16 protein-coding genes are annotated in these 20,162 nt (G+C 70.8%); 5 read left to right on the top strand and 11 right to left on the bottom strand.

Annotation, left to right across the window (positions count from 1 at the left end):
- Nucleotides 1-8 precede the first annotated feature (8 nt).
- Nucleotides 9-479 (bottom strand): hypothetical protein, encoded by a 471-nt coding sequence (locus tag ACIBB8_RS09840; RefSeq protein WP_398950282.1) that lies wholly within the window; start codon nucleotides 477-479, stop codon nucleotides 9-11.
- Nucleotides 480-891: 412 nt separating this feature from the next.
- Between ACIBB8_RS09840 and ACIBB8_RS09835 the strand changes: the two genes are divergently transcribed.
- Both ACIBB8_RS09835 and ACIBB8_RS09830 read left to right on the top strand, forming a co-directional pair.
- The gene (locus ACIBB8_RS09835; protein WP_398950280.1) at nucleotides 892-2,646 is read left to right on the top strand and encodes an acetyl/propionyl/methylcrotonyl-CoA carboxylase subunit alpha; all 1,755 of its coding nucleotides are present in this window, start codon (nucleotides 892-894) and stop codon (nucleotides 2,644-2,646) included.
- A 177-nt stretch (nucleotides 2,647-2,823) separates the two neighbouring features.
- Nucleotides 2,824-3,420, top strand: a complete 597-nt coding sequence (locus ACIBB8_RS09830; RefSeq protein ID WP_398950278.1) for a TetR/AcrR family transcriptional regulator — start codon at nucleotides 2,824-2,826, stop codon at nucleotides 3,418-3,420.
- Between the two features lie 116 nt (nucleotides 3,421-3,536).
- Here the strand turns inward: ACIBB8_RS09830 and ACIBB8_RS09825 are convergent, their stop codons facing one another.
- Together ACIBB8_RS09825 and ACIBB8_RS09820 are read right to left on the bottom strand one after the other, a co-directional pair.
- Nucleotides 3,537-4,499: a DeoR/GlpR family DNA-binding transcription regulator gene (locus ACIBB8_RS09825; protein ID WP_398950276.1), complete on the bottom strand. Its 963-nt coding sequence runs from the start codon at nucleotides 4,497-4,499 to the stop codon at nucleotides 3,537-3,539.
- A gap of 187 nt (nucleotides 4,500-4,686) precedes the next feature.
- Nucleotides 4,687-6,126 (bottom strand): NAD(P)H-quinone dehydrogenase, encoded by a 1,440-nt coding sequence (locus ACIBB8_RS09820; RefSeq protein WP_366690077.1) that lies wholly within the window; start codon nucleotides 6,124-6,126, stop codon nucleotides 4,687-4,689.
- A gap of 273 nt (nucleotides 6,127-6,399) precedes the next feature.
- Here ACIBB8_RS09820 and ACIBB8_RS09815 point away from each other — a divergent pair, with 273 nt between their 5' ends.
- The 3 genes from ACIBB8_RS09815 to ACIBB8_RS09805 all read left to right on the top strand — a co-directional run bounded on the left by ACIBB8_RS09815 (nucleotide 6,400) and on the right by ACIBB8_RS09805 (nucleotide 9,513).
- The gene (locus ACIBB8_RS09815) at nucleotides 6,400-6,837 is read left to right on the top strand and encodes a gamma-glutamylcyclotransferase (protein ID WP_393300009.1); all 438 of its coding nucleotides are present in this window, start codon (nucleotides 6,400-6,402) and stop codon (nucleotides 6,835-6,837) included.
- 102 nt (nucleotides 6,838-6,939) lie between these two features.
- The gene (locus ACIBB8_RS09810) at nucleotides 6,940-7,764 is read left to right on the top strand and encodes a purine-nucleoside phosphorylase (RefSeq protein ID WP_398950273.1); all 825 of its coding nucleotides are present in this window, start codon (nucleotides 6,940-6,942) and stop codon (nucleotides 7,762-7,764) included.
- A gap of 108 nt (nucleotides 7,765-7,872) precedes the next feature.
- The gene (locus ACIBB8_RS09805) at nucleotides 7,873-9,513 is read left to right on the top strand and encodes a phospho-sugar mutase (protein WP_398950271.1); all 1,641 of its coding nucleotides are present in this window, start codon (nucleotides 7,873-7,875) and stop codon (nucleotides 9,511-9,513) included.
- A 19-nt stretch (nucleotides 9,514-9,532) separates the two neighbouring features.
- On the opposite strand, the gene ACIBB8_RS09800 is transcribed toward ACIBB8_RS09805, so the two are convergent.
- From ACIBB8_RS09800 to pstA, 8 genes are all read right to left on the bottom strand, one after another.
- On the bottom strand, nucleotides 9,533-10,246 hold the full coding sequence (locus ACIBB8_RS09800) for a hypothetical protein (protein WP_398950269.1): 714 nt from the start codon (nucleotides 10,244-10,246) through the stop codon (nucleotides 9,533-9,535).
- The gene (locus tag ACIBB8_RS09795) at nucleotides 10,243-11,073 is read right to left on the bottom strand and encodes a phosphate ABC transporter ATP-binding protein (RefSeq protein WP_398950267.1); all 831 of its coding nucleotides are present in this window, start codon (nucleotides 11,071-11,073) and stop codon (nucleotides 10,243-10,245) included. Before ACIBB8_RS09795 ends, ACIBB8_RS09800 begins: the two co-directional genes overlap by 4 nt.
- 23 nt (nucleotides 11,074-11,096) lie before the next feature.
- Nucleotides 11,097-12,041 (bottom strand): sortase, encoded by a 945-nt coding sequence (locus ACIBB8_RS09790; protein ID WP_398950265.1) that lies wholly within the window; start codon nucleotides 12,039-12,041, stop codon nucleotides 11,097-11,099.
- Between the two features lie 81 nt (nucleotides 12,042-12,122).
- On the bottom strand, nucleotides 12,123-13,508 hold the full coding sequence (locus ACIBB8_RS09785) for an Ig-like domain-containing protein (RefSeq protein ID WP_398950263.1): 1,386 nt from the start codon (nucleotides 13,506-13,508) through the stop codon (nucleotides 12,123-12,125).
- Between the two features lie 125 nt (nucleotides 13,509-13,633).
- Nucleotides 13,634-14,608, bottom strand: coding sequence for a hypothetical protein (locus ACIBB8_RS09780; protein WP_398950261.1), 975 nt, complete (start codon nucleotides 14,606-14,608; stop codon nucleotides 13,634-13,636).
- A 191-nt stretch (nucleotides 14,609-14,799) separates the two neighbouring features.
- Nucleotides 14,800-17,241, bottom strand: coding sequence for a hypothetical protein (locus ACIBB8_RS09775; protein WP_398950259.1), 2,442 nt, complete (start codon nucleotides 17,239-17,241; stop codon nucleotides 14,800-14,802).
- Entirely contained in the window at nucleotides 17,238-18,947 is a 1,710-nt protein-coding gene (pstS, locus tag ACIBB8_RS09770; protein WP_398950257.1) for a phosphate ABC transporter substrate-binding protein PstS, read from the bottom strand. The genes ACIBB8_RS09775 and pstS overlap by 4 nt, the downstream gene beginning before the upstream one ends.
- Nucleotides 18,944-20,149 carry a phosphate ABC transporter permease PstA gene (pstA, locus tag ACIBB8_RS09765; RefSeq protein WP_398950255.1) on the bottom strand — a complete coding sequence of 402 codons (1,206 nt, stop codon included), beginning with the start codon at nucleotides 20,147-20,149 and terminating at the stop codon, nucleotides 18,944-18,946. The genes pstS and pstA overlap by 4 nt, the downstream gene beginning before the upstream one ends.
- Between the last annotated feature and the right edge of the window lie 13 nt (nucleotides 20,150-20,162).

The raw sequence follows: 20,162 nt of genomic DNA, 5'->3' as shown, positions 1-20,162 counted from the left end.
CGGGCGGGTCACGCGGGCGCCGGAGCACCCTCTTCGGCGCCGCCGCCGTTCCCGTCCGCCTCGCCGTCGCCCTTCTCGCGCACGGTCCCGTACGCCACCAGAGCCAGCACGATCAGTCCGAGCACGACCATCATGCAGGCGAACGCGGCCCAGCCGACCAGCCCCACGGTCAGCGCGCCCAGCACCCCGTGCACCACGGCGCAGCCGATCAGGGCGAACCGGCCGGCCCGGCCGGGGGCGCGGTCACGGATGCCGGTCATCAGCAGGACGAGACCGCACAGCACCAGATAGAGGCCGGCCACGCCACCCATCGCCCACGCCCCGGCGGACATGGCGGCGGGATCGAGCCCCGCCAGTGACATCTCCTGGTTGTCGACGACCGTCGCCAGGATGCCGTTGACGAGCACCATGCCCGCGGCTTCCACGAACAGCACGATTGCGGCCACGAAAGCCACCGGTCTGCGCACCACGGCGCTCACCCCCTGTTACCTGCAGTACGCGCAATAGCGCGGACCCTACTAACGGGTAATCCTTCGGACAAGAGTTCAGACCGCCCTGCCTCCCACTTTCCGCACCCGGACACGGATCACACTCGCCGCACGAACTCCGCGTTGTCGTGCCCCTCGTGCGTCACGCAAAGAAAACCCCGCCCGTTAGTAGGTACTCAACAAAGAAACGCCAGAAGCCAGCACTCCTATGAACAGAGACCCGGACCACACCTCGTGGCTACTGTGCGGTCATGAAACCCGGCGTACCGTGGTGCCACAAGGGATTTCGCGCTTCGAGCAGGCCTCGAATCACGCTCCGTGTGGGCAAGCTCACCAATGGGGACGGGTCGTAAGGCCGTGTCGGTAGTCCCTAAACTCAGCTTGTTTCAAGGAGGGAGCCATCGTGCGCAAGGTGCTCATCGCCAACCGTGGCGAAATTGCTGTCCGTGTTGCTCGGGCGTGCCGGGATGCCGGGATCGGGAGCGTGGCCGTCTACGCCGACCCGGACCGGGACGCTCTGCATGTGCGTGCGGCCGACGAGGCATTCGCTCTGGGCGGTGACACACCGGCCGCCAGCTACCTGGACATGGCCAAGGTGCTGCAGGCTGCCAAGGACTCGGGGGCGGACGCGATCCACCCGGGCTACGGCTTCCTGTCGGAGAACGCCGAGTTCGCCCAGGCCGTGCTGGACGCCGGGCTGACGTGGATCGGTCCGCCGCCGCAGGCGATCCGGGACCTGGGCGACAAGGTCGCGGCCCGGCACATCGCGCAGCGTGCCGGTGCGCCGCTGGTCGCCGGCACCCCGGACCCGGTATCGGGTTCCGCGGAGGTCGTGGCGTTCGCCGAGCAGCACGGGCTGCCGATCGCGATCAAGGCGGCGTTCGGCGGCGGAGGTCGCGGGCTGAAGGTGGCCCGGACGCTGGAGGAGATCCCGGAGCTGTACGACTCCGCGGTCCGCGAGGCGGTCGCGGCGTTCGGGCGCGGGGAGTGTTTCGTGGAGCGCTACCTCGACAAGCCGCGGCACGTGGAGACGCAGTGCCTGGCCGACAGCCACGGCAATGTCGTCGTCGTGTCGACCCGTGACTGCTCGCTGCAGCGCCGCCACCAGAAGCTGGTGGAGGAGGCTCCCGCGCCGTTCCTGTCCGAGGCGCAGAACGCGGAGCTGTACGCGGCGTCGAAGGCGATCCTGAAGGAGGCCGGGTACATCGGTGCGGGCACCGTGGAATTCCTGGTCGGTCTGGACGGCACGATCTCGTTCCTGGAGGTCAACACCCGACTGCAGGTCGAGCACCCGGTCACCGAGGAGGTCACCGGTCTCGACCTGGTCCGCGAGATGTTCCGGATCGCGGACGGCGAGAAGCTCGGTTACGACGACCCGCCGGTACGCGGGCACTCGTTCGAGTTCCGGATCAACGGTGAGGACCCGGGCCGCGGCTTCCTGCCCGCCCCGGGCACGGTGACGGTGTTCGCGCCGCCGGCCGGTCCGGGTGTCCGCCTGGACGCGGGCGTCGAGTCCGGCTCGGTCATCGGCCCCGCCTGGGACTCGCTGCTCGCGAAGCTCATCGTGACCGGTGCGACGCGTGAGCAGGCTCTGCAGCGGGCGGCGCGCGCGCTGGCCGAGTTCAACGTCGAGGGCATGGCCACCGCGATCCCGTTCCACCGCGCGGTCGTCGCCGACCCGGCGTTCACCAGCGACCCGTTCCGCATCCACACCCGCTGGATCGAGACGGAGTTCGTCAACGAGATCAAGCCCTTCACCACCCCCGCCGAGACGGAGGCGGAGGAGGAGGCAGGCCGCGAGACGGTCGTCGTCGAGGTCGGCGGCAAGCGTCTCGAGGTCTCCCTGCCCTCGTCGCTGGGCATGAGCCTGGCCCGCACCGGACTCGCGGCGGGCGCCAAGCCCAAGCGCCGCGCGGCGAAGAAGAGCGGCTCCGCGGTCTCCGGCGACACCCTCGCGTCCCCGATGCAGGGCACGATCGTCAAGATCGCCGTCGAGGAGGGCCAGGCGGTCAACGAGGGCGATCTGATCGTCGTCCTGGAGGCCATGAAGATGGAACAGCCCCTCAACGCGCACCGCGCCGGCACGATCAAGGGGCTGGCCGCGGAGGTCGGCGGCTCGGTCTCGTCCGGCGCCGTGATCTGCGAGATCAAGGACTGATCCACGGAGCCGTCCCGGGGCCCCTGCGGAGTCGTGCGAACGACTCCGCAGGGGCCCTTGCCGTCCGCCGGCGCCGTCCCGGTGCCGCGGCGGGAGCCCGCTCCCTGTCGCGGGGGAGGCCGTAAGTTCACGCAATGGCATCCTGGACCTCGGGGGCGGAAAAGGGAGGACTGCGCAATGGCGATGAGCACGGCACAGACGCCGGGCCGGCCCATGCGCGCCGACGCGCGCCGCAACTACGACCGGTTGCTGCGCGAGGCCCGTACGGCGTTCGCGGAGCATGGCACCGATGCCTCGCTGGAGGACATCGCACGCCGGGCGGGCGTGGGGATCGGCACGCTGTACCGGCACTTCCCGAACCGGCACGCGCTGATGAGCGCGGTGTTCCAGGAAGCGGTCGCCTCACTGCTCGCCCGCTCCCACGAGCTGGCGAAGGCGGATCCGTGCGCGGGTCTGGTGGACTGGCTCGGCGCGATCATCACCCATGCGGGTGAGTACCGCGGGCTCGCGCAGGCACTCATGTCGACGTCACGGGACGAGACTTCGGCCCTGTCCGACTGCAACGTGCCGCTGCGCGAGGCGGGGGCACGGCTGCTCGCACGGGCGCAGGAGAGTGGGACGGTGCGGGCGGACGTGTCGATCGCCGACCTGATGCAGCTGACGAATGCGATCGCGCTGGCGGCGGAGCAGGCGCCGGAGGATCCGGCGCTGGCCGGGCGACTGCTGACGCTGACGTTGCAGGGGCTGAAGGGGCCGCGGGCGGCGGCAGGCTGAGACCGCTCCGCAATCGCGTGGGAGGTGCCCCCTCCGCGTCGACTCCGTCCTCCGCCTTGCCACCGAAGCCGCACGCCGCCGCTCGCTGGTCCACCCCCTACCCCGGGGGGAGGCCGTCAGCGGCGACGCAGGTCCGCCACGCGGGCCCGGTCGCCCGGGGGCTGATCCGTCAGGGCCGAAGCCGCGCTGCGCAGTTGCGGCCCCGGACCGCCATGCGTGCGCCGCTGACCGGGCAGGGGCATGTCGCGGCGCGCCTGGCGCCCCGGCGGGTGGGAGTCGGTCCCGACCGGGCCCATCCCCGCCCCGGCCACCGCGATCTGTACGCCCTGGTCGGCCAGTGCCTGCAACTCGGTGGCGGACCGCTCGTCGTGGGCCGGAGTTTCGTCCGTCACCAGACGGGTGATCAGGTCCGTGGGCACCGTCTGGAACATCGTGTCGGAGCCGAGCTTGGTGTGGTCCGCCAGGACCACCACCTCCGCAGCGGCCTGCACCAACGCCCGGTCGACACTCGCCGAGAGCATGTTGGACGTCGACAGCCCCCGCTCGGCGGTGAGTCCGCTCCCGGACAGGAACGCGCGCGACACCCGCAGCCCCTGGAGCGACTGCTCCGCACCGCTGCCCACCAGGGCGTAGTTGGAACCGCGCAGGGTGCCTCCGGTCATCACCACTTCCACCCGGTTGGCATGGGCCAACGCCTGGGCGACCAGCAGTGAGTTGGTGACGACGGTCAGGCCGGGGATCCGCGCGAGCCGGCGGGCCAGCTCCTGCGTGGTCGTACCGGCTCCGACCACGATGGCCTCGCCCTCTTCGACGAGACCGGCGGCCAGGTCGGCGATGGCCGTCTTCTCCGCGGTGGCGAGATGGGATTTCTGCGGAAAGCCGGACTCCCGCGTCAAACCGCCCGGCAAAACCGCACCGCCGTGCCGGCGGTCGAGGAGTCCTTCTGCCTCCAGTGCCCGCACGTCCCGCCGTACGGTCACTTCGGAGGTCTGGACGACGCGGGCGAGCTCACGGAGCGATACCGCCCCGTTGGCGCGCACCATTTCGAGGATCAATTGACGACGTTCTGCAGCGAACACGAAACTGACAGTAACGTGACCACCCGATAGTTTTCAGCAGTTTGCGCCGAATAACAGAAGTTGTACATACAAGGGGCCGCCAAGTGATATAGGCGGCCTCGCTGTTGTCCCGTACTGATCGTCCGACGGCTTCCCGCCCGCCTGAGTTGCCAGGGGTTGCCGGGGAGTGCCGGGTGCCCGAAGGCGCTTACGCCTCGCCCGCGAGCTTACGGGTGTGCAACTGACGAGCCACTTCCGCGATCGATCCCGACAGGGACGGATACACGGTGAAAGCGTTTGCGATCTGCTCCACCGTCAGATTGTTGTCGACCGCGATCGAGATGGGGTGGATCAGCTCGCTCGCCCGCGGCGCGACGACACAGCCGCCGACCACAATGCCGGTGCCGGGCCGGCAGAAGATCTTGACGAAGCCGTCGCGGATGCCCTGCATCTTGGCGCGCGGGTTGCGCAGCAGCGGCAGCTTGACCACCCGGGCGTCGATCTTGCCGGAGTCGACGTCGGCCTGGCTGTAGCCGACGGTGGCGATCTCGGGGTCGGTGAAGACGTTCGAGGAGACCGTCTTCAGGTTCAGCGGAGCCACCGCGTCACCGAGGAAGTGGTACATCGCGATCCGGCCCTGCATCGCGGCGACCGAGGCCAGCGCGAAGATGCCGGTGACGTCACCGGCCGCGTACACACCGGGGGCGCTGGTGCGGGAGACCTTGTCGGTCCAGATGTGGCCGGACTCCTTGAGCCTGACCCCGGCCTCCTCCAGGCCCATGCCCGCGCTGTTCGGGATCGCGCCGACCGCCATCAGGCAGTGCGAACCGGAGATGACCCGGCCGTCGGCGAGGGTGACCTCGACCCGGTCGCCGACCCGCTTCGCCGCCTGGGCGCGGGAGCGGGCCATGACGTTCATGCCGCGGCGCCGGAAGACGTCCTCCAGCACGGCGGCCGCGTCCGGGTCCTCGCCCGGCAGCACCCGGTCGCGGGACGAGACGAGCGTGACGCGGGAGCCGAGCGCCTGGTAGGCACCGGCGAACTCGGCACCGGTGACGCCGGAGCCGACCACGATGAGCTCCTCGGGGAGTTCGTCGAGGTCGTAGACCTGGGTCCAGTTCAGAATGCGCTCGCCGTCGGGGAGCGCGTCCGGGATCTCCCGGGGGTGGCCGCCGGTCGCGATCAGCACGGCGTCGGCGGTGAGCCTCTCCTCCGTACCGTCGGCCGCGGTCACGACGACCGTGCGGGAGCCGTCGGCGGCCTGGAGCCCTTCCAGACGCCCGCGGCCGCGCGTCACCCGGGCCCCCGCACGGGTGACGGAGGCGGTGATGTCGTGGGACTGGGCGAGCGCCAGGCGCTTCACCCGTCGGTTGACCTTGCCGAGGTCGACACCGACCACCCGCGCCGCCTGCTCGACGTACGGCGTGTCGTCGGCGACGATGATGCCCAACTCCTCGTACGAAGAGTCGAAGGTGGTCATCACCTCTGCCGTCGCGATCAGGGTCTTCGAGGGCACGCAGTCGGTGAGTACCGACGCGCCGCCGAGGCCGTCGCAGTCGACGACGGTCACCTCCGCGCCGAGCTGGGCGCCCACCAGTGCCGCCTCGTAGCCGCCGGGTCCGCCGCCGATGATCACGATCCGGGTCACGAAAAGTCCGCCTCGCGTATGTCATCCCGCGGCCGTCTGCCGCCCCGGCCGGGGGTCCGGGGGATCACCCCGGGGGTATGCAGTACGTACTCCATTGTCCCGCACGCGCCAACATGCTTCGCCCCGGGGCCCTCCATACGGGAGCCAGGACCGCGGAAGGAGGGCGGTGAGGTCCCCTCGCAGAGGCCTCCACCGGTTCTCCCCGGGGGCGCCGACCGGGTCTTCCGCGCAGGAATCGCCGCTCTCGGGGTCACCTCCCGTACCCTCGATCCCATGTCGCTCTACGCCGCGTACGCCGGCAACCTCGACGCGCGGCTGATGACGCGCCGCGCACCGCATTCCCCGCTGCGCGGCACGGGCTGGCTCAACGGCTGGCGGCTGACCTTCGGCGGGGAGCAGATGGGCTGGGAAGGCGCGCTGGCCACGGTGGTCGAGGCGCCGCGCTCGCAGGTCTTCGTGACGTTGTACGACCTCGCGCCGATGGACGAGGACTCCATGGACCGCTGGGAGGGTGTCGGCCTCGACGTCTACCGGCGGATGCGGGTCAGGGTGCACACCCTGGACGGCGAGGAGCCGGCCTGGATGTATGTGCTGAACGGGTACGAGGGCGGGCTGCCGTCCGCCCGCTATCTGGGCGAGATCGCGGACGCCGCCGAGTCGGCGGGCGCGCCGCACGACTATGTGATGGAACTGCGCAAACGCCCCTGCTGACCCGCCGGACCAGCACTTTTGCATGAATGTACAAGCAGGCGCGGGCAGACTCGGCGCAAAGGCATCTACGCGCGTAGGGAATCACCGGCTACCCTCTTCCGCGTGAACGCATCTGTTATTCCGGACAACATCCAGGGCGACCCGCACGCCGCCGCTGCCGACGCCGCTGCCCGCCTGCGCGAGCTGACCGGTGCCGAGACCCACGACGTCGCCCTCGTGATGGGTTCCGGCTGGGCACCTGCGGGCGACGCGCTCGGCACTCCGGAGGCCGAGTTCCCGGTGACCGAACTGCCCGGCTTCCCGCCACCCGCCGTCCAGGGCCACGGCGGCACGATCCGCTCGTACCGCATCGGCGAGAAGCGCGCCCTGGTCTTCCTCGGCCGCACGCACTTCTACGAGGGCCGCGGCGTCGCCGCCGTCGCGCACGGGGTCCGTACCGCCGTCGCCGCCGGGTGCAAGACCGTCGTCCTGACGAACGGCTGCGGCGGTCTGCGCGAGGGCATGCGCCCCGGGCAGCCGGTCCTGATCAGCGACCACATCAACCTGACCGCGGCGTCCCCGATCGTCGGCGCCAACTTCGTCGACCTCACGGACCTGTACTCGCCGCGGCTGCGCGCGCTGTGCAAGGAGGTCGACGCCACCCTCGAAGAGGGCGTGTACGTGCAGTTCCCCGGTCCGCACTACGAGACCCCGGCCGAGATCAACATGGTCCGGGTCATGGGCGGCGACCTGGTCGGCATGTCCACGGTGCTCGAAGCCATTGCCGCGCGGGAGGCGGGGGCGGAGGTGCTGGGCATCTCGCTCGTCACGAATCTGGCCGCCGGGCTGAGCGGCGAGCCGCTGAACCACGAAGAGGTACTGCAGGCAGGGCGGGACTCGGCGACCCGGATGGGGTCGTTGCTCGCGCGGGTGCTCGACCGCATCTGACCGGGCGTCGCCCTGTGGCGGGCGGTGTCTCCCGCCCGGGACCGCCTCGCGTGGCGTGCCACCCACCCGCACCCGGAAAACACCTCACCCCGCAGAAAGGCGGACACCGTGCAGCAGGACCTCATCACGCAGGCCAGGACCTGGCTCGCCGAGGACCCCGACCCCGAGACCCGCGACGAGCTCGCCAAGCTCATCGACGCCGAGGACCTCGACGCGCTCGCCGCACGGTTCGCCGGCACGCTGCAGTTCGGCACCGCCGGGCTCCGCGGTGAGCTGGGGGCCGGGCCGATGCGGATGAACCGGTCCGTCGTCATCCGCGCCGCCGCCGGGCTCGCCGCCTATCTGAAGGCGAAGGGGCAGACCGGCGGCACGGTCGTCATCGGGTACGACGCCCGGTACAAGTCCGCCGACTTCGCCCGCGACACCGCGGCCGTGATGACCGGTGCGGGGCTGCGCGCGGCGGTCCTCCCCCGCCCGCTCCCGACCCCTGTCCTGGCGTATGCCATACGTCACCTGGGGGCCGTCGCGGGCGTCGAGGTGACCGCGAGCCACAATCCGCCGCGCGACAACGGCTACAAGGTCTATCTGGGCGACGGCTCGCAGATCGTGCCCCCGGCGGACGGGGAGATCGCCGACGCGATCGCCGCGGTCGGCCCGCTGGCCGGCGTGGACCGGCCGGAGAGCGGCTGGGAGATCCTCGGCGACGAGGTCCTGGACGCCTATCTGGCCCGTACGGACGCGGTGCTCGACGCCGGGTCCCCGCGTACCGCCCAGGTCGTGTACACCGCCATGCACGGCGTCGGCACGTCCGTCCTGACCGCGGCCTTCGCCCGCGCCGGGTTCCCGGAGCCAGTGCTCGTCGCCGAGCAGGCCGAGCCCGACCCGGCGTTCCCCACGGTCGCGTTCCCGAACCCGGAGGAGCCGGGGGCGATGGATCTCGCGTTCGCCACCGCCCGGCGCGCGCACCCGGACATCGTCATCGCCAACGACCCGGACGCCGACCGCTGCGCCGTCGCCGTCCCGGACCCGTCCGTGGACGACGGCTGGCGGATGCTGCGCGGTGACGAGGTCGGCGCGCTGCTCGCCGCCCATCTGGTCGCCCGCGGCGCCACCGGTGTCTTCGCCGAGTCCATCGTGTCGTCGTCGCTGCTCGGCCGGATCGCCGAGAAGTCGGGGAACGGGTACGAGGAGACGCTGACGGGCTTCAAGTGGATCGCCCGTGTCGACGGCCTGCGGTACGGGTACGAGGAGGCGCTCGGCTACTGCGTCGACCCCGACGGCGTACGCGACAAGGACGGCATCACGGCGGCGCTGCTCGTCGCCGAGCTGGCCTCCGTGCTCAAGGAGCAGGGGCGCACGCTCCTCGACCTCCTCGACGACCTCGCGGTCGAGCACGGGCTGCACGCCACCGACCAGCTGTCGGTCCGGGTGGAGGAACTGTCGGTCATCGCGGACGCCATGCGGCGGCTGCGCGAGGCCCCGCCGACCGCGCTCGCGGGGCTCGCCGTCACCTCGGCCGAGGATCTGTCGGAGGGCACGGAGCAGCTGCCGCCCACCGACGGACTTCGCTACCACCTGGAGGGTGCCCGGGTGATCGTCCGGCCGAGCGGCACCGAGCCGAAGCTCAAGTGCTACCTGGAGGTCGTGGTGCCGGTCGGTACGGCGGACGAGCTGCCCGCGGCACGTGCGAGGGGTGCGGAGCTGCTCGCCGGGATCAAGCGGGACCTGGCGGCGGCGGCCGGGATCTGACCTGTTGTGACCGCCGGCTTCACGTACGCATCAAGTACGTGAAGCCGGTGTCCGGGCCCACGCAGGACTGGAGCGTCAGATCGCCCCAGTACAGGCCGTGGGCGGGGGTGCCGCGGCCCGGGGTGAGATGGCGCGCGTACACCTTGTAGCGCAGGACGGTGCGAGGAGTCTCCACGGTGACCACCGTGGAGACGGGCAGGGTCGCGAACTGGCTGAACCCGCAGTAGTCGTGGCCGACGACCACGATCGTACGCATCTTGTAGCCGTCCTCGTTGCCGAAGTCGGGGCCCGCCCACTGGACGGCGTCCCGGCAGGCGTCGATGGTGTCCTGGCCGCCGCGGACGATGCGGGCGGACCAGGTGCCGATGCGCAGGGTGATGGCCGGCGCGGCCCGGCGTCCGTCGCTCCCGGTCGAGGCGACCGGGGTGGGGGTGGGGCTTCGCTTCGCGGGTGGGGCGGCAGGGGTCGTACGGGAGAAGTCGGGACCGGACAGTGAGGTGGCGGGGCGCCTCGTCGGTCCGGGCGGGGTACGGGTCGGGGGCGGGGTTCGGGTCGGGGTTGTGGTGACAGGAGGTGTCGTACGTACGGGCGCGGGTGGCCGCGATGCCGGCCCGGCGGACGGCGGGGCGGGAGCCCGTACCGCCTGCGGGTCCGCCGGGCCCGCGCCGCACCCCGTGAGCAGCGCGGCGCACACCACCGACAGCGCAGCCGCCACGCACCCGCGAGCTGTCATCCGAAGCGGCCGTTCACGTAGTCGGCGGTGCGGGCGTCCTGAGGTGAGTCGAACATGTCGTCGGTCGTTCCGTGCTCGACGATGACGCCCGGCGTGCCTTGCTCGGCGAGGAAGAACGCGCAGTGGTCGGAGACCCGCGCCGCCTGCTGCATGTTGTGCGTGACGATGACGATGGTCACCTCCTCCTTGAGGTCGGCGATCGTCTCCTCGATCCGGCGGGTGGAGGTCGGGTCGAGCGCCGAGCACGGTTCATCCATCAGCAGGACCCGGGGCCGTACCGCCAACGACCTCGCTATGCACAGGCGTTGCTGCTGGCCTCCGGAGAGTGCGCCGCCGGGCTGGCGGAGCCGGTCCTTGACCTCGCGCCACAGGCCCGCCTTGGTCAGACACTCCTCGACGAGGTCGTCCTTGCCGCCCCTGGCCGCCTTGATGCCGTTCAGCTTCAGACCGGCGAGGACGTTGTCGTACAGGGACATGGCGGGGAACGGGTTGGGCTTCTGGAAGACCATGCCGATCTCTCGGCGGGCCCGGGTGATGCGGCGGCCGCGGTCGTAGATGTCGTCGCCGTCGAGCAGTACACGCCCGGCGAGGGAGGCGGAACCGATCAGTTCGTGCATCCGGTTGAGGATGCGCAGGAACGTCGACTTGCCACACCCGGACGGGCCGATGAGGGCCGTGACCTCCAGGGCGGGCATGGTGAGCGAGACCCGGTCGAGGACCTTGTGGTCGCCGAACCATGCTGAGACGGACTCGGCTTCGAGGGTGGCGGGGGACGCGGTGACGGTGCGCGGTACGGCAGTGGGCAGCGGGATCGTCTCGGCAGCCATGTTGTCGGTCAACTCCTTGATTTTCAGAGCAGGTTGGGGAGGAGGCGGGTGGCTGCCCCGGCGACCGCGATACCGAGTGCGGCAAGCACGGGTCCAGCGGTGATCCAGGTCTGCCAGCTCCCCCAGACCCGGTGCAGCCAGACAGTGAGCAGGGCGGCGGCGAGCAGGGCCTGCGACCAGAGGAAGACCGCGAGCCAGGCGTCGTTCTCGCCGGCGAGCGCCTCTTCGGCGGGTCCCGTCCAGCCGGGCCGGACGTACCGGGGCGGGCTGAGCTGGACGGGGGTGGTGAGCGTGGCGTCGATGCGCAGGATGCCCTCGGGGGTGTACGGGGAGCCGTACGCGGTCATCAGGGTGAGCCGGCCGCGGTCCTGGCCGGCCGGGACGGGGAGCCTGTCGCCTGGGCGACGCACGCCCGTCACCTCGTACACCGCCTTCCCCTGACCGGTCGTCACCTCGATTTTCGACCCGGCCGGAAGCTTGGCGAGGGCGTTGAACGGGCTGCCGTAGCCCCACTGGCGGCCCATGATCACGCTGGTGCCCGCCTGGCCGGGCAGTGCGGTGTCGCGGCGGTGGCCGGGGCCGGACATCAGGACGCCGGACGTGGTGCCCTCGCCGACGACCTCGCGCAGCCCGAGGACGGGAATGCGCAGCAGGGCCACGGGGGCACCCATCGCGAGAGGCTTGTTGTCGAAGGTGCGCTGGCCGACCGGGGCTGTCCCGAGGGCGAGTTGCTTGCGCAGTTCGTCATAGGCGGTCTGCTGGTCGCGGGCGTGCTGAAGGTGACCGACAACGGTGAGGTTGGCGGCGAAGCCGAGGAGCACGGCGGCGAGCACGCACAGCACTGCCCCGGCCAGGGCGAGACCGGGGCGGGCGGGAGGCCGGGAGCCCCCGGCGGGGCCCGGCGGCCGGGACGGCGGTGGCGGGGGCAGGGGGGCCGCCGGTGGGGGCGGGGTCAGCACGGTCGTCACGTCGGATGCGCTCCTCGCTGGGGCGGGACGGTGTACGGGGAGAAGTACGGGGCGGGAGCCGCGAGCCCCCGCCCCCGTACGTCAGAACCTGAGCAGGCCCCTGCGGCGGGCGTGCATCACGAACGCGGCACCGAGTCCGCAGAGCGAGAGCGCGGCCATGCCGAGCGCGAGGGCGCTGGTGCCGGTCGAGGCGAGCGGACCGGAGGGCGTGTCGCCGCCGCCCGATCCGTCACCTCCGGTCGAGGAGCCGCCGGTGTCACCGCCGTCGGACCCGGCCGTCGCACCGCCGTCGTCGCTCGCCGAGTCGCTCGGGCTGGGGTCGGGGTCCGGTGCGTCGCCGATGGTGAAGACGAACTCGACGCTGTGGCCGTCCGCCTTGTCCTCGGTGAGGCTGAGCGTGTACGAGCCGTCGGCGATGTCCTTGGGGACGGTGAACGCGTAGGCGGAGACGGTCCCTTCGGCATCGGCCGTGGCGTCCGGGAAGGTGGCCTCGCTGTCGGCGAGGACGACCTTCACCTTGGCGTCCTTGGTGTAGCCGCGGGCGGTGACGAGGACCTTCTGCCCGGCGGTGAGCGTCGGGTTGACGTCCAGGGCCGTGCCGTCCTCGTCGGTGACGTCGAGGTCGGCGGGCTCGGTCGGCGTGGGGCTCGTGGTGTCGCTCGGGGTCGGCGAGGGCGAGGAGCTCGGCTCGGTGACCGTGTAGACGACGGCCGTGGAGTCGGATGCGATGTACGCGGCGGTGTCCGTCGGGGCGAACTTCGCCGTCAGCGTGTGGGTGCCCTTGGCGAGCGCCGACGTCTTCAACTCGGCGGCTCCCGAAGCGACATCGGCCGAGCCGAGCTCGGTGGTCCCGTCCAGGAACGTCACTGTGCCCGCGGCCGCCGGGGGCGTGACGGCCGCGCTCAGCGTGACCTCGGCCCCGACGGGGGCAGTGGCGGCGGGGGTCGCGACCAGGGTCGTGGTGGTGGCGGCAGCGGTCTTGAAGGCCCAGGAGTCACCGGTGACCTGGACCTGGGCGGTGAAGTACTGGCTGCCGACGTTCGTCGCGGTGCGGCACATCAGCCGGAGCTCGTACGTGCCGTCCAGCGATCCGCTGGGGATCCAGAAGCGCAGCTGTGTCTCCAGCGAGGTTCCGGTGGTGAGCTCCGCGGCGATCGGTCCCGTGTCGAAGGGGGCGCCGACAGCCGTCTTGCCCAGCGGCAATGTGCCGGTGCCGGTCGGATTGAACACGACCAGCGAGACCTGCTGAGCGTTGGTGGAGGGGCAGGGGCCGTCCGTCGCCACCTTGGGGAAGGTCGGGCTGTCGGCGATCTTTCCGGACGCGGTCGGCAGCGTCAGCTTGCCGAGCACATCGGCGGCGCGCGCGTCGGGAGCGGTCAGGCCGAGGAACGCCGCCGCCGCGGCAAGCAGGAGCGAGCAGCAGACCAGCAGGGCGCCGGCAGTTCTGGGTGGTGCGAGGTGTCTCATGGTGAGGATCCCCCCAATGGGATGCGGTGGTCGGACGGTGGGTGCCCGGCGGGGTGTTCCGCGGGTACGCCGTGGGGCCGGGCACCCTGGGGGTGCCCGGCCGTTGCGCGGTCAGCGGTTGGTGGTCAGCTCTCGCCCTTGAGGGTGGTGTCGCCGCAGTTGGCGATCGTGCCGAAGCCGTAGGTCTTGATCACGGCGGTCTGGGCACAGACCTTGGACGTGGAGCCGACGAAGGCGGCGGTCATGGTCGGGTCGGCGCCGGTCACCTTGGCGGTGGGAACGACGTTGTAGATGTCACGGTTGAAGGGGAAGGCCGTGTTGAGGGTGCCGTCGGCCAGCTGGGGCTGAACCCCGTTCAGCGAACCGAGCACCGCTGCGCCGCGCCGGTCGACGACCCCGGGGATCTCGTTGCCCTGGGCGATGTACTGGGCGACGGAGTACGGGGCGATGTCGCCCGCGCTGTCCAGCGCCTCGCCGTTGTGCTCCTGGACGGTGTCGTCGACGCAGGAGCCGAAGGTGCTCTCGGTCAGGCCCAGCTGCCCCAGGAAGAAGGAACGAGTGCCGGAACCGGACTGGGGCAGCAGCGGTGTGAGCGGGACGCCGTTCAGGGACTTGGTCTTGCAGGTGTAGATGTTGACGAGCTGTGCCTTCGTCAGCGCCTTGGGCAGCGCGCTGTCACCGCGTACGGCGTAGGTCACCGCGTCCTTGCCGAACGGGATCCAGGTCAGATCGGTGGTCGAGCTGTCGGCGACACCGCGCGAGGACCGTGCGAAGTCCAGGCAGCCGGTCTTGTTGTCGACGGCGTTGCGCAGCGCGTTGATGCCGGCCGAGGAGCCGTTGGGACGGGCGATCTCGCAGCCGACGGCACGCGTCTTGATCGGGGACGTGCCGGTGGCGTCGTACGAGGCGATCAGGCTGCCGTTGTCGATGGCGTTGCCCAGGCCGTTCATGACGTCCTGGGTGGTGTCGGAACCGACGCCGGCGAGTACCCGGAAGTTGCCGGCGGGCGGGTTGGCGAAGGCCGGGGCGGAAAGGGCGCCGAGGGCGAGGGCTGCAGTACCGACAACGGCACCGATACGTGCGCGGGACTTGACGTTCACTTCTGTTCTCCTCCGTGCATGACGGGTACGAGGATCGGAAGGAATGGACGCTCAAGCAGAATTCGGAATTCTTTTGACCACCGGCCCGTCGACCGGCCACCGACAACTTTTCCCTATCCGGTCATCGGCGGCCACCAACGGTTACGGTTGATCAGGTTACGAAATCATTTACGAGGTGACACCTGGAGAACTCACCCGGCGCGCACGGATTTCCGTACCGAAAGCCGTAGCAGAATCGGACCCGAAAGGGCCGCGATTCCGCCCGCGACCAGCACTCCCAGCAGGACCCAGCGGATGATTCCGAGGACGGTCGAAGGGGTCAGTCCGCCGGACTCGGCGACGTTCTGCTGCTTCGGGTCGGTCGGGGACACCGAGGGCGCGGCGGAGTCCGCGGTGTCGGGGTTGGCCGGGGCATCGGCGCCGCCCGCTGCCGTACCGCCGTCCGCACCTCCGCTTCCGCCGTCCGCACCTCCGCTTCCGCCGCCGGAACCGGAGGATCCGCGGGCGCCGCCACTCGATGGGGCGGCGGCCTCATTGCCGCCGCTGCTCCCGCTGTCGCCCGTCCCGTCCTGCAGCCGGTCCGCGGCCGCGAGTGCCTGGGAACGGAGCTCCGCGGGAAGGGGGGCGTAGCCGGGCGGGAGCTGTCCGGGCGACAGGCCCGGGGTCTGGCCGGCGCCCGCCGCGTACCGGATGAGCGAGGCGTAGTCCTTGCGGTCGGCCGCCGCGAGGGTCGGGTACGCGGCCGCGTAGGCGACCGCGGTCAGCGGGTAAGCGTTCCCCTTCGCAGCGCCCGGGGCCGGGGCCGGCACGCCCGGCACGGCCGAGTCCTTCATCGCGGCGACCCCCGCGAGCAGGGAGGTGGCGGTGGGGGTCACGAAGGTGCCGTCGGCGTTGCGCAGGGCGGCCGTCTGCAGGCCGTAACGGGCCGCGGATGCCGCGTCGACGACGGCGAGGACCATCCGCTGGCCAGGCAGCGGCGGGGTGTTGACCAGTTTGGCGGGCGTACCGTTGCCGCCCAGCGCGGCGGTGGTCGCGGCCAGGCTGTTGCCCCGCCGGGTGCGCAGCGCACCGTCGTGCATGTCCTGGACGTAGGGGGCGACCTCGGTGGTCCCGTACTCCAGCTGCTCGTCCCCGATCGTCAGGACGGTACGCGTCGGGTCGGCCTTGGGGAAGTCGGAGAGGGAGGTGTCGGTGGCGAGGCCGAGCTCCTCGAAGTACGGGTTGATCTTCGCGCCCCAGGGGTCGGGCGTGCCGGCCAGGAATTTCCTTGCCTCGGTGTCCGACTGGAGCCAGTGCCAGAGCATTCTGGTGGTGTCCGAACTCTCCAGCTGCACCATGAGGCTCATGGGCGGCAGAGACGTCTCCGCCCAGTCCTTGAATTCCGGATTGAGCTCCTGGAATTCCGGGTCATGGAACAGGCTGAGCGGATTGCCGCTGATGTGTTCGGGAATTGTTTTCCGACTGCGGGTCACATCCTTCTGGTACGAGGAGGTGAGCATTTTCGCGACGAGTCTGGGGGTGAGCTTCATCGACTTCAATTGTCCGGAGTCCGGCAGCTCGACGAAGAAGCCAATCACCAGCGCGCTGACAGCCACCGGAGCCTGTACGGGTGTTCCGTCCGTCCCGGCATCCGCCGCCGGCTCGATCGGGTCGACGGTGAAGGCCAGCCCTGGTGCACTGGCGCTCGGCGAGGCGATCGTCTGCCGGGCGTTCTCCTCGCCGCTCTGACTGAACGCGAACTTCGCACCGTCGCTCTTCGAGCAGACCGCCGGCTGCCACGAGCTCATCGCGTCGGTGACCAGCTCCGAGCCGATCGCCCGGCGCTCGGCCCGGTCGGCCGGGCAGGTGTTGCCGACCGGAAGGAAGTCCAGCGGCACCACCATGCGCGTCGCCCAGTTGGAGGCAGTGAGGGGCGACGACTCCAGCCGCTCGCCTGAGCCCGTCGCGCCGTCCACGTCGTGCTCCCCGCGCGGTATGACGACCAGCCAGCAGGAACGGCCCCTGACCACACCGGACTTCTTCACCGGGGCGCCGCAGCCGAGCTGCGACGCCTCCTGCGCGGTCTGCATCTGGAAGGTGAACTCCCCCGTGCCGTCCTTTTGCGTGACCGCGTACGGCTCCTCATTGGTGTCCAGCGAACTGAAGTAGGTCCAGTCGCGGGCTGCGGTGGTCGCGGGCCCGCCGTCCGCGGGCCGGAACGGGACATAGGACTCGCCGCTCGGCCCGTTCTTGTCGTACTCCTTCTCGGCCGGATCGGCCACACCGCCGATCTCGCGCAGTGAGGTCCAGTTGCCACCCTGCGCCATCCCGCTGCCGAACTGGCACTGTTCGCGCGAGGGCCCCTCGGAGCCGTCCCCCCAGCACTGCATGATCTGGAGGTAGTTGTAGTCGAAGCTCTCCGTCGCCTTGCCGCCGGTCCAGGTGATCCGCACTCCCTGGGCCCGCAGCTGCTTGGTCTGGTCGACGGTCACCTTCAGCCCGGAGAAGTCGTCGAACTTCCCCTTCTTGCCGGTCACGGTGACCGCGGAGCCCGTCGCCGCCTGCGCGGGTGTCGTGGCGGGCAGCGGCAGGAGCGCCACCACCAGGGCGGCGAGCAGCGCGCCGATGCCCGCCGTGAGGCGTCTGCTGTTCATCGGAACCCTTCCTTGCGTCGGTTGCGCGAGGCCAGTGCCCGCGCGGTGATCGGGGGCCCGACGACCACGCCGAGCAGCAGCACCGCCGACAGAGCCATCAGCACGCCGCGCAGCCCCACCGAGTCGTCGGAGGCGAGGGTGACCGGGTTGCCGACGACGGAGGCGTCGCCGGTGGAGTCGGTGCCGATCACCTCACCGGTGTCGGGGTCGATGACGCCGCCGGACGAGCTGCCCGCTGTACCGCCGGAGGCCCCGTCCGTGGAGCCCGCCCCCCCGGTCGAACCGGCGGCCGTGGAGCCGCCCGTACCGCCGCCGGAGCCTGAGCCGCTCGCCGTACCACCGCCGCTTCCGCTGCCGCCGCCCGAACCACCGCCCGAACCTCCGCCCGATGCACCGGACTTGACCGGTGTCTCCTGCTTGGCGCCCGCCGTGCCGTCCGCGCACTGCTGGGAGCCGCGCTGGTCACAGGCCTTCGGGTACGGGGCGTTCTTGGCGAGGGTGTTGGAGCCGTCCGAGGAGAAAGTGGGGTTGCGGCAGCTCTTGATGTTGATGCTGGCGGTCGGTGCGCCGGGGATCCTGCGCACCTGCTCCATTCCGGCCTCGACGAGGTTCTTCGGCAGCGGCGAGTAGCCGAGCTCCTCGGCCTGCTGCTGCCCGTCGCAGAGGAAGTAGTTGGCGAAGGTGCCGAGCGTCTTGCCCTTGGCCGTGGTGAACGGCTGCTCGGCCTTGGTCGGCACGATCATGTAGCTGTAGCTGGAGAGCGGGTACGTGCGGCGGTCCGCCGAGCGGTAGACGCCGTCCAGGATCTGTGTGAGGTAGTTCTCGGAGCTCTTGTCGCTGTTGATCCGGGCCTTCAGCAGCGCCACGGCGACGCTCGACGCGGTCGGCTCCACGTAGTAGCCGGAGGAGTTGAGCATCTTCGCCACCGGGAAGCCGGTCTTGATCGCGTATGAGTACTCGACGTACGTGATCGCGCCCTCGGCGTGCGACTGCTTCGTATAGCCGGAGACGCCGAGCGAACCGGACTTGGCGATGTGCGAGGAGCCGGGCACGACGGGGAAGTACGAGGTCATGCCGCAGGGCGTGGACCGGCCCGCCCGCCGGCAGTAGTCGTCCCACAGACCGGCGTGTTCCTTCGCCATCCAGGTGGTCAGCTGGGCCGTCGTACCGGAGCCGTCGGAGCGTACGACGGGGATGATGCGGCGGGCGGGGAGCGTGAGTCCGGGGTTGTCCGCCCGGATCTCCGGGGCGTTCCACATGGTGGTCTTCCCGGTGAAGATCCTGGTGACGACCTCGCCGGAAAGCCGCAGATTGGTGACCTTCTTGCCACCGATCTTGAGGTTGTACATGAAGGCGGTGCCGCCCGCGACGATCGGCATGTAGGCGTAGCCGCGCTTCGGGGGCGCGTCCCGCATGCCGGCCTCGGTCAGTCCGTACGGGATCTCGGAGACGGCGAAGTCGGCGGTGCCGTTCTTGAACTGCTCACGGCCGACCGAGGATCCGACGGCCGCGTAGTTGACCGTCATGCCGCTGTTGGCAGCGACGTTGCGGCGCCACTGGTCGAGGGCGTTGGAGCTCCAGGTCGAGCCCGCGCCGCTGATCTTCGTGTACGAGGCCGCCAGGGCCGCGGGCGGAGGGACGGCGAGCAGCGCGCACACCAGTGCCGCCACCGCCATGGTCACTCGGGAGACGGATGCCGGTCTCACTGCTCACTCCTCGTATATCTGGGTATCCCGGACTTCGCGCGGGCGGCGAACCGTTCGGCGTCGCGGCGTGACGCCATCACCCGCCGGTGTTCCTGACGTCGCGTCAACTGTCCTGCGCCGCGCCCGCCGACGACGCGGGCGACGATGAACAGGAGCAGGACGAGCGCCATCAGCACCGCCGCCGTGCCGAAACCGCGGGCGATCATCGTGGGCTCGGGGGATTTGACGAACTCGAAGGTGGCGAGCGGCAGCGAGACCTGCGGCCCGGACAGCGGATCGGTGTTGATCTCGGCGGTGAATCCGGCGGTCAGCAGCACGGGGGAGGTCTCGCCGACCCCGCGCGCGGTCCCGAGGATCACCGAGGTGGTCAGCCCGGACCTGGCGGTCGGCAGCACCACATGCCAGACCGTGCGCCAGCGCGACGTGCCGAGGGCGTACGAGGCCTCGCGCAGCGTTCCCGGCACCAGCCGGATCACCACGTCCGCCGCCCTGATGATGATCGGCAGCATCATCACGGCCAGTGCGAGGGACGCGGCGAGCCCGGACCGGTCGAAGCCGAGCGCGAGAATGACGGTCGCGTAGATGAACAGGCCCGCCACGATCGACGGCAGCGCCGTCATCGCCTCGACGACGGTCCTTACGAACCGGGCGAAGCGGCCCGGCACTTCGTTCAGGAACACCGCGCAGACCATCCCGCTCGGCACGGTCAGCACGAGCGCGATGGCGATCTGTTCCAGCGTGCCGAGGATCGCGTGCAGGATGCCGCCGACCGACAGCGGGTCCAGCGGGCCGGCCTTCGCCATGTCCTCGGTGAAGAAGTTCAGGTGTGGCAGCGCCTTGCGGCCCTCCCACAGGGTGAAGACGATGACGAAGCCGAGCGCGACGACCATGACCAGGCCGAGGCTCTGCACGACGACGGCGGCCAGCCGGTCCCGTACGGCGGGGCCGTCCTCGTCGAATGAGACCACCAGCCCGTACAGGGCGAGGAACAGCACGTACGCGACCACCAGGAAGCCGACGGTCCCGCTGAACGGCAGCAGCCGGGCGAACAGCAGCCAGGTCAGGGAGAGCGCGGCGGCCGCGGCGGCCAGCAGGGCGTACACATCGGTGGCGCGCAGCAATGTCAGCGAGCGCCGCCGCTCCCCCACGGCCGGCACGGGAGCGCTCTCGGCCGCGACGGGCCTCTCGGGTGCGATGGTCATCAGCGATGTCTCC

This window comes from Streptomyces sp. NPDC051286 (assembly GCF_044455345.1).
In the GTDB taxonomy this organism is placed as follows: Bacteria; Actinomycetota; Actinomycetes; order Streptomycetales; family Streptomycetaceae; genus Streptomyces.
The sequence above is the reverse complement of the archived record's forward strand: the minus strand, read 5'-3'. Positions and strand labels throughout refer to the sequence as shown.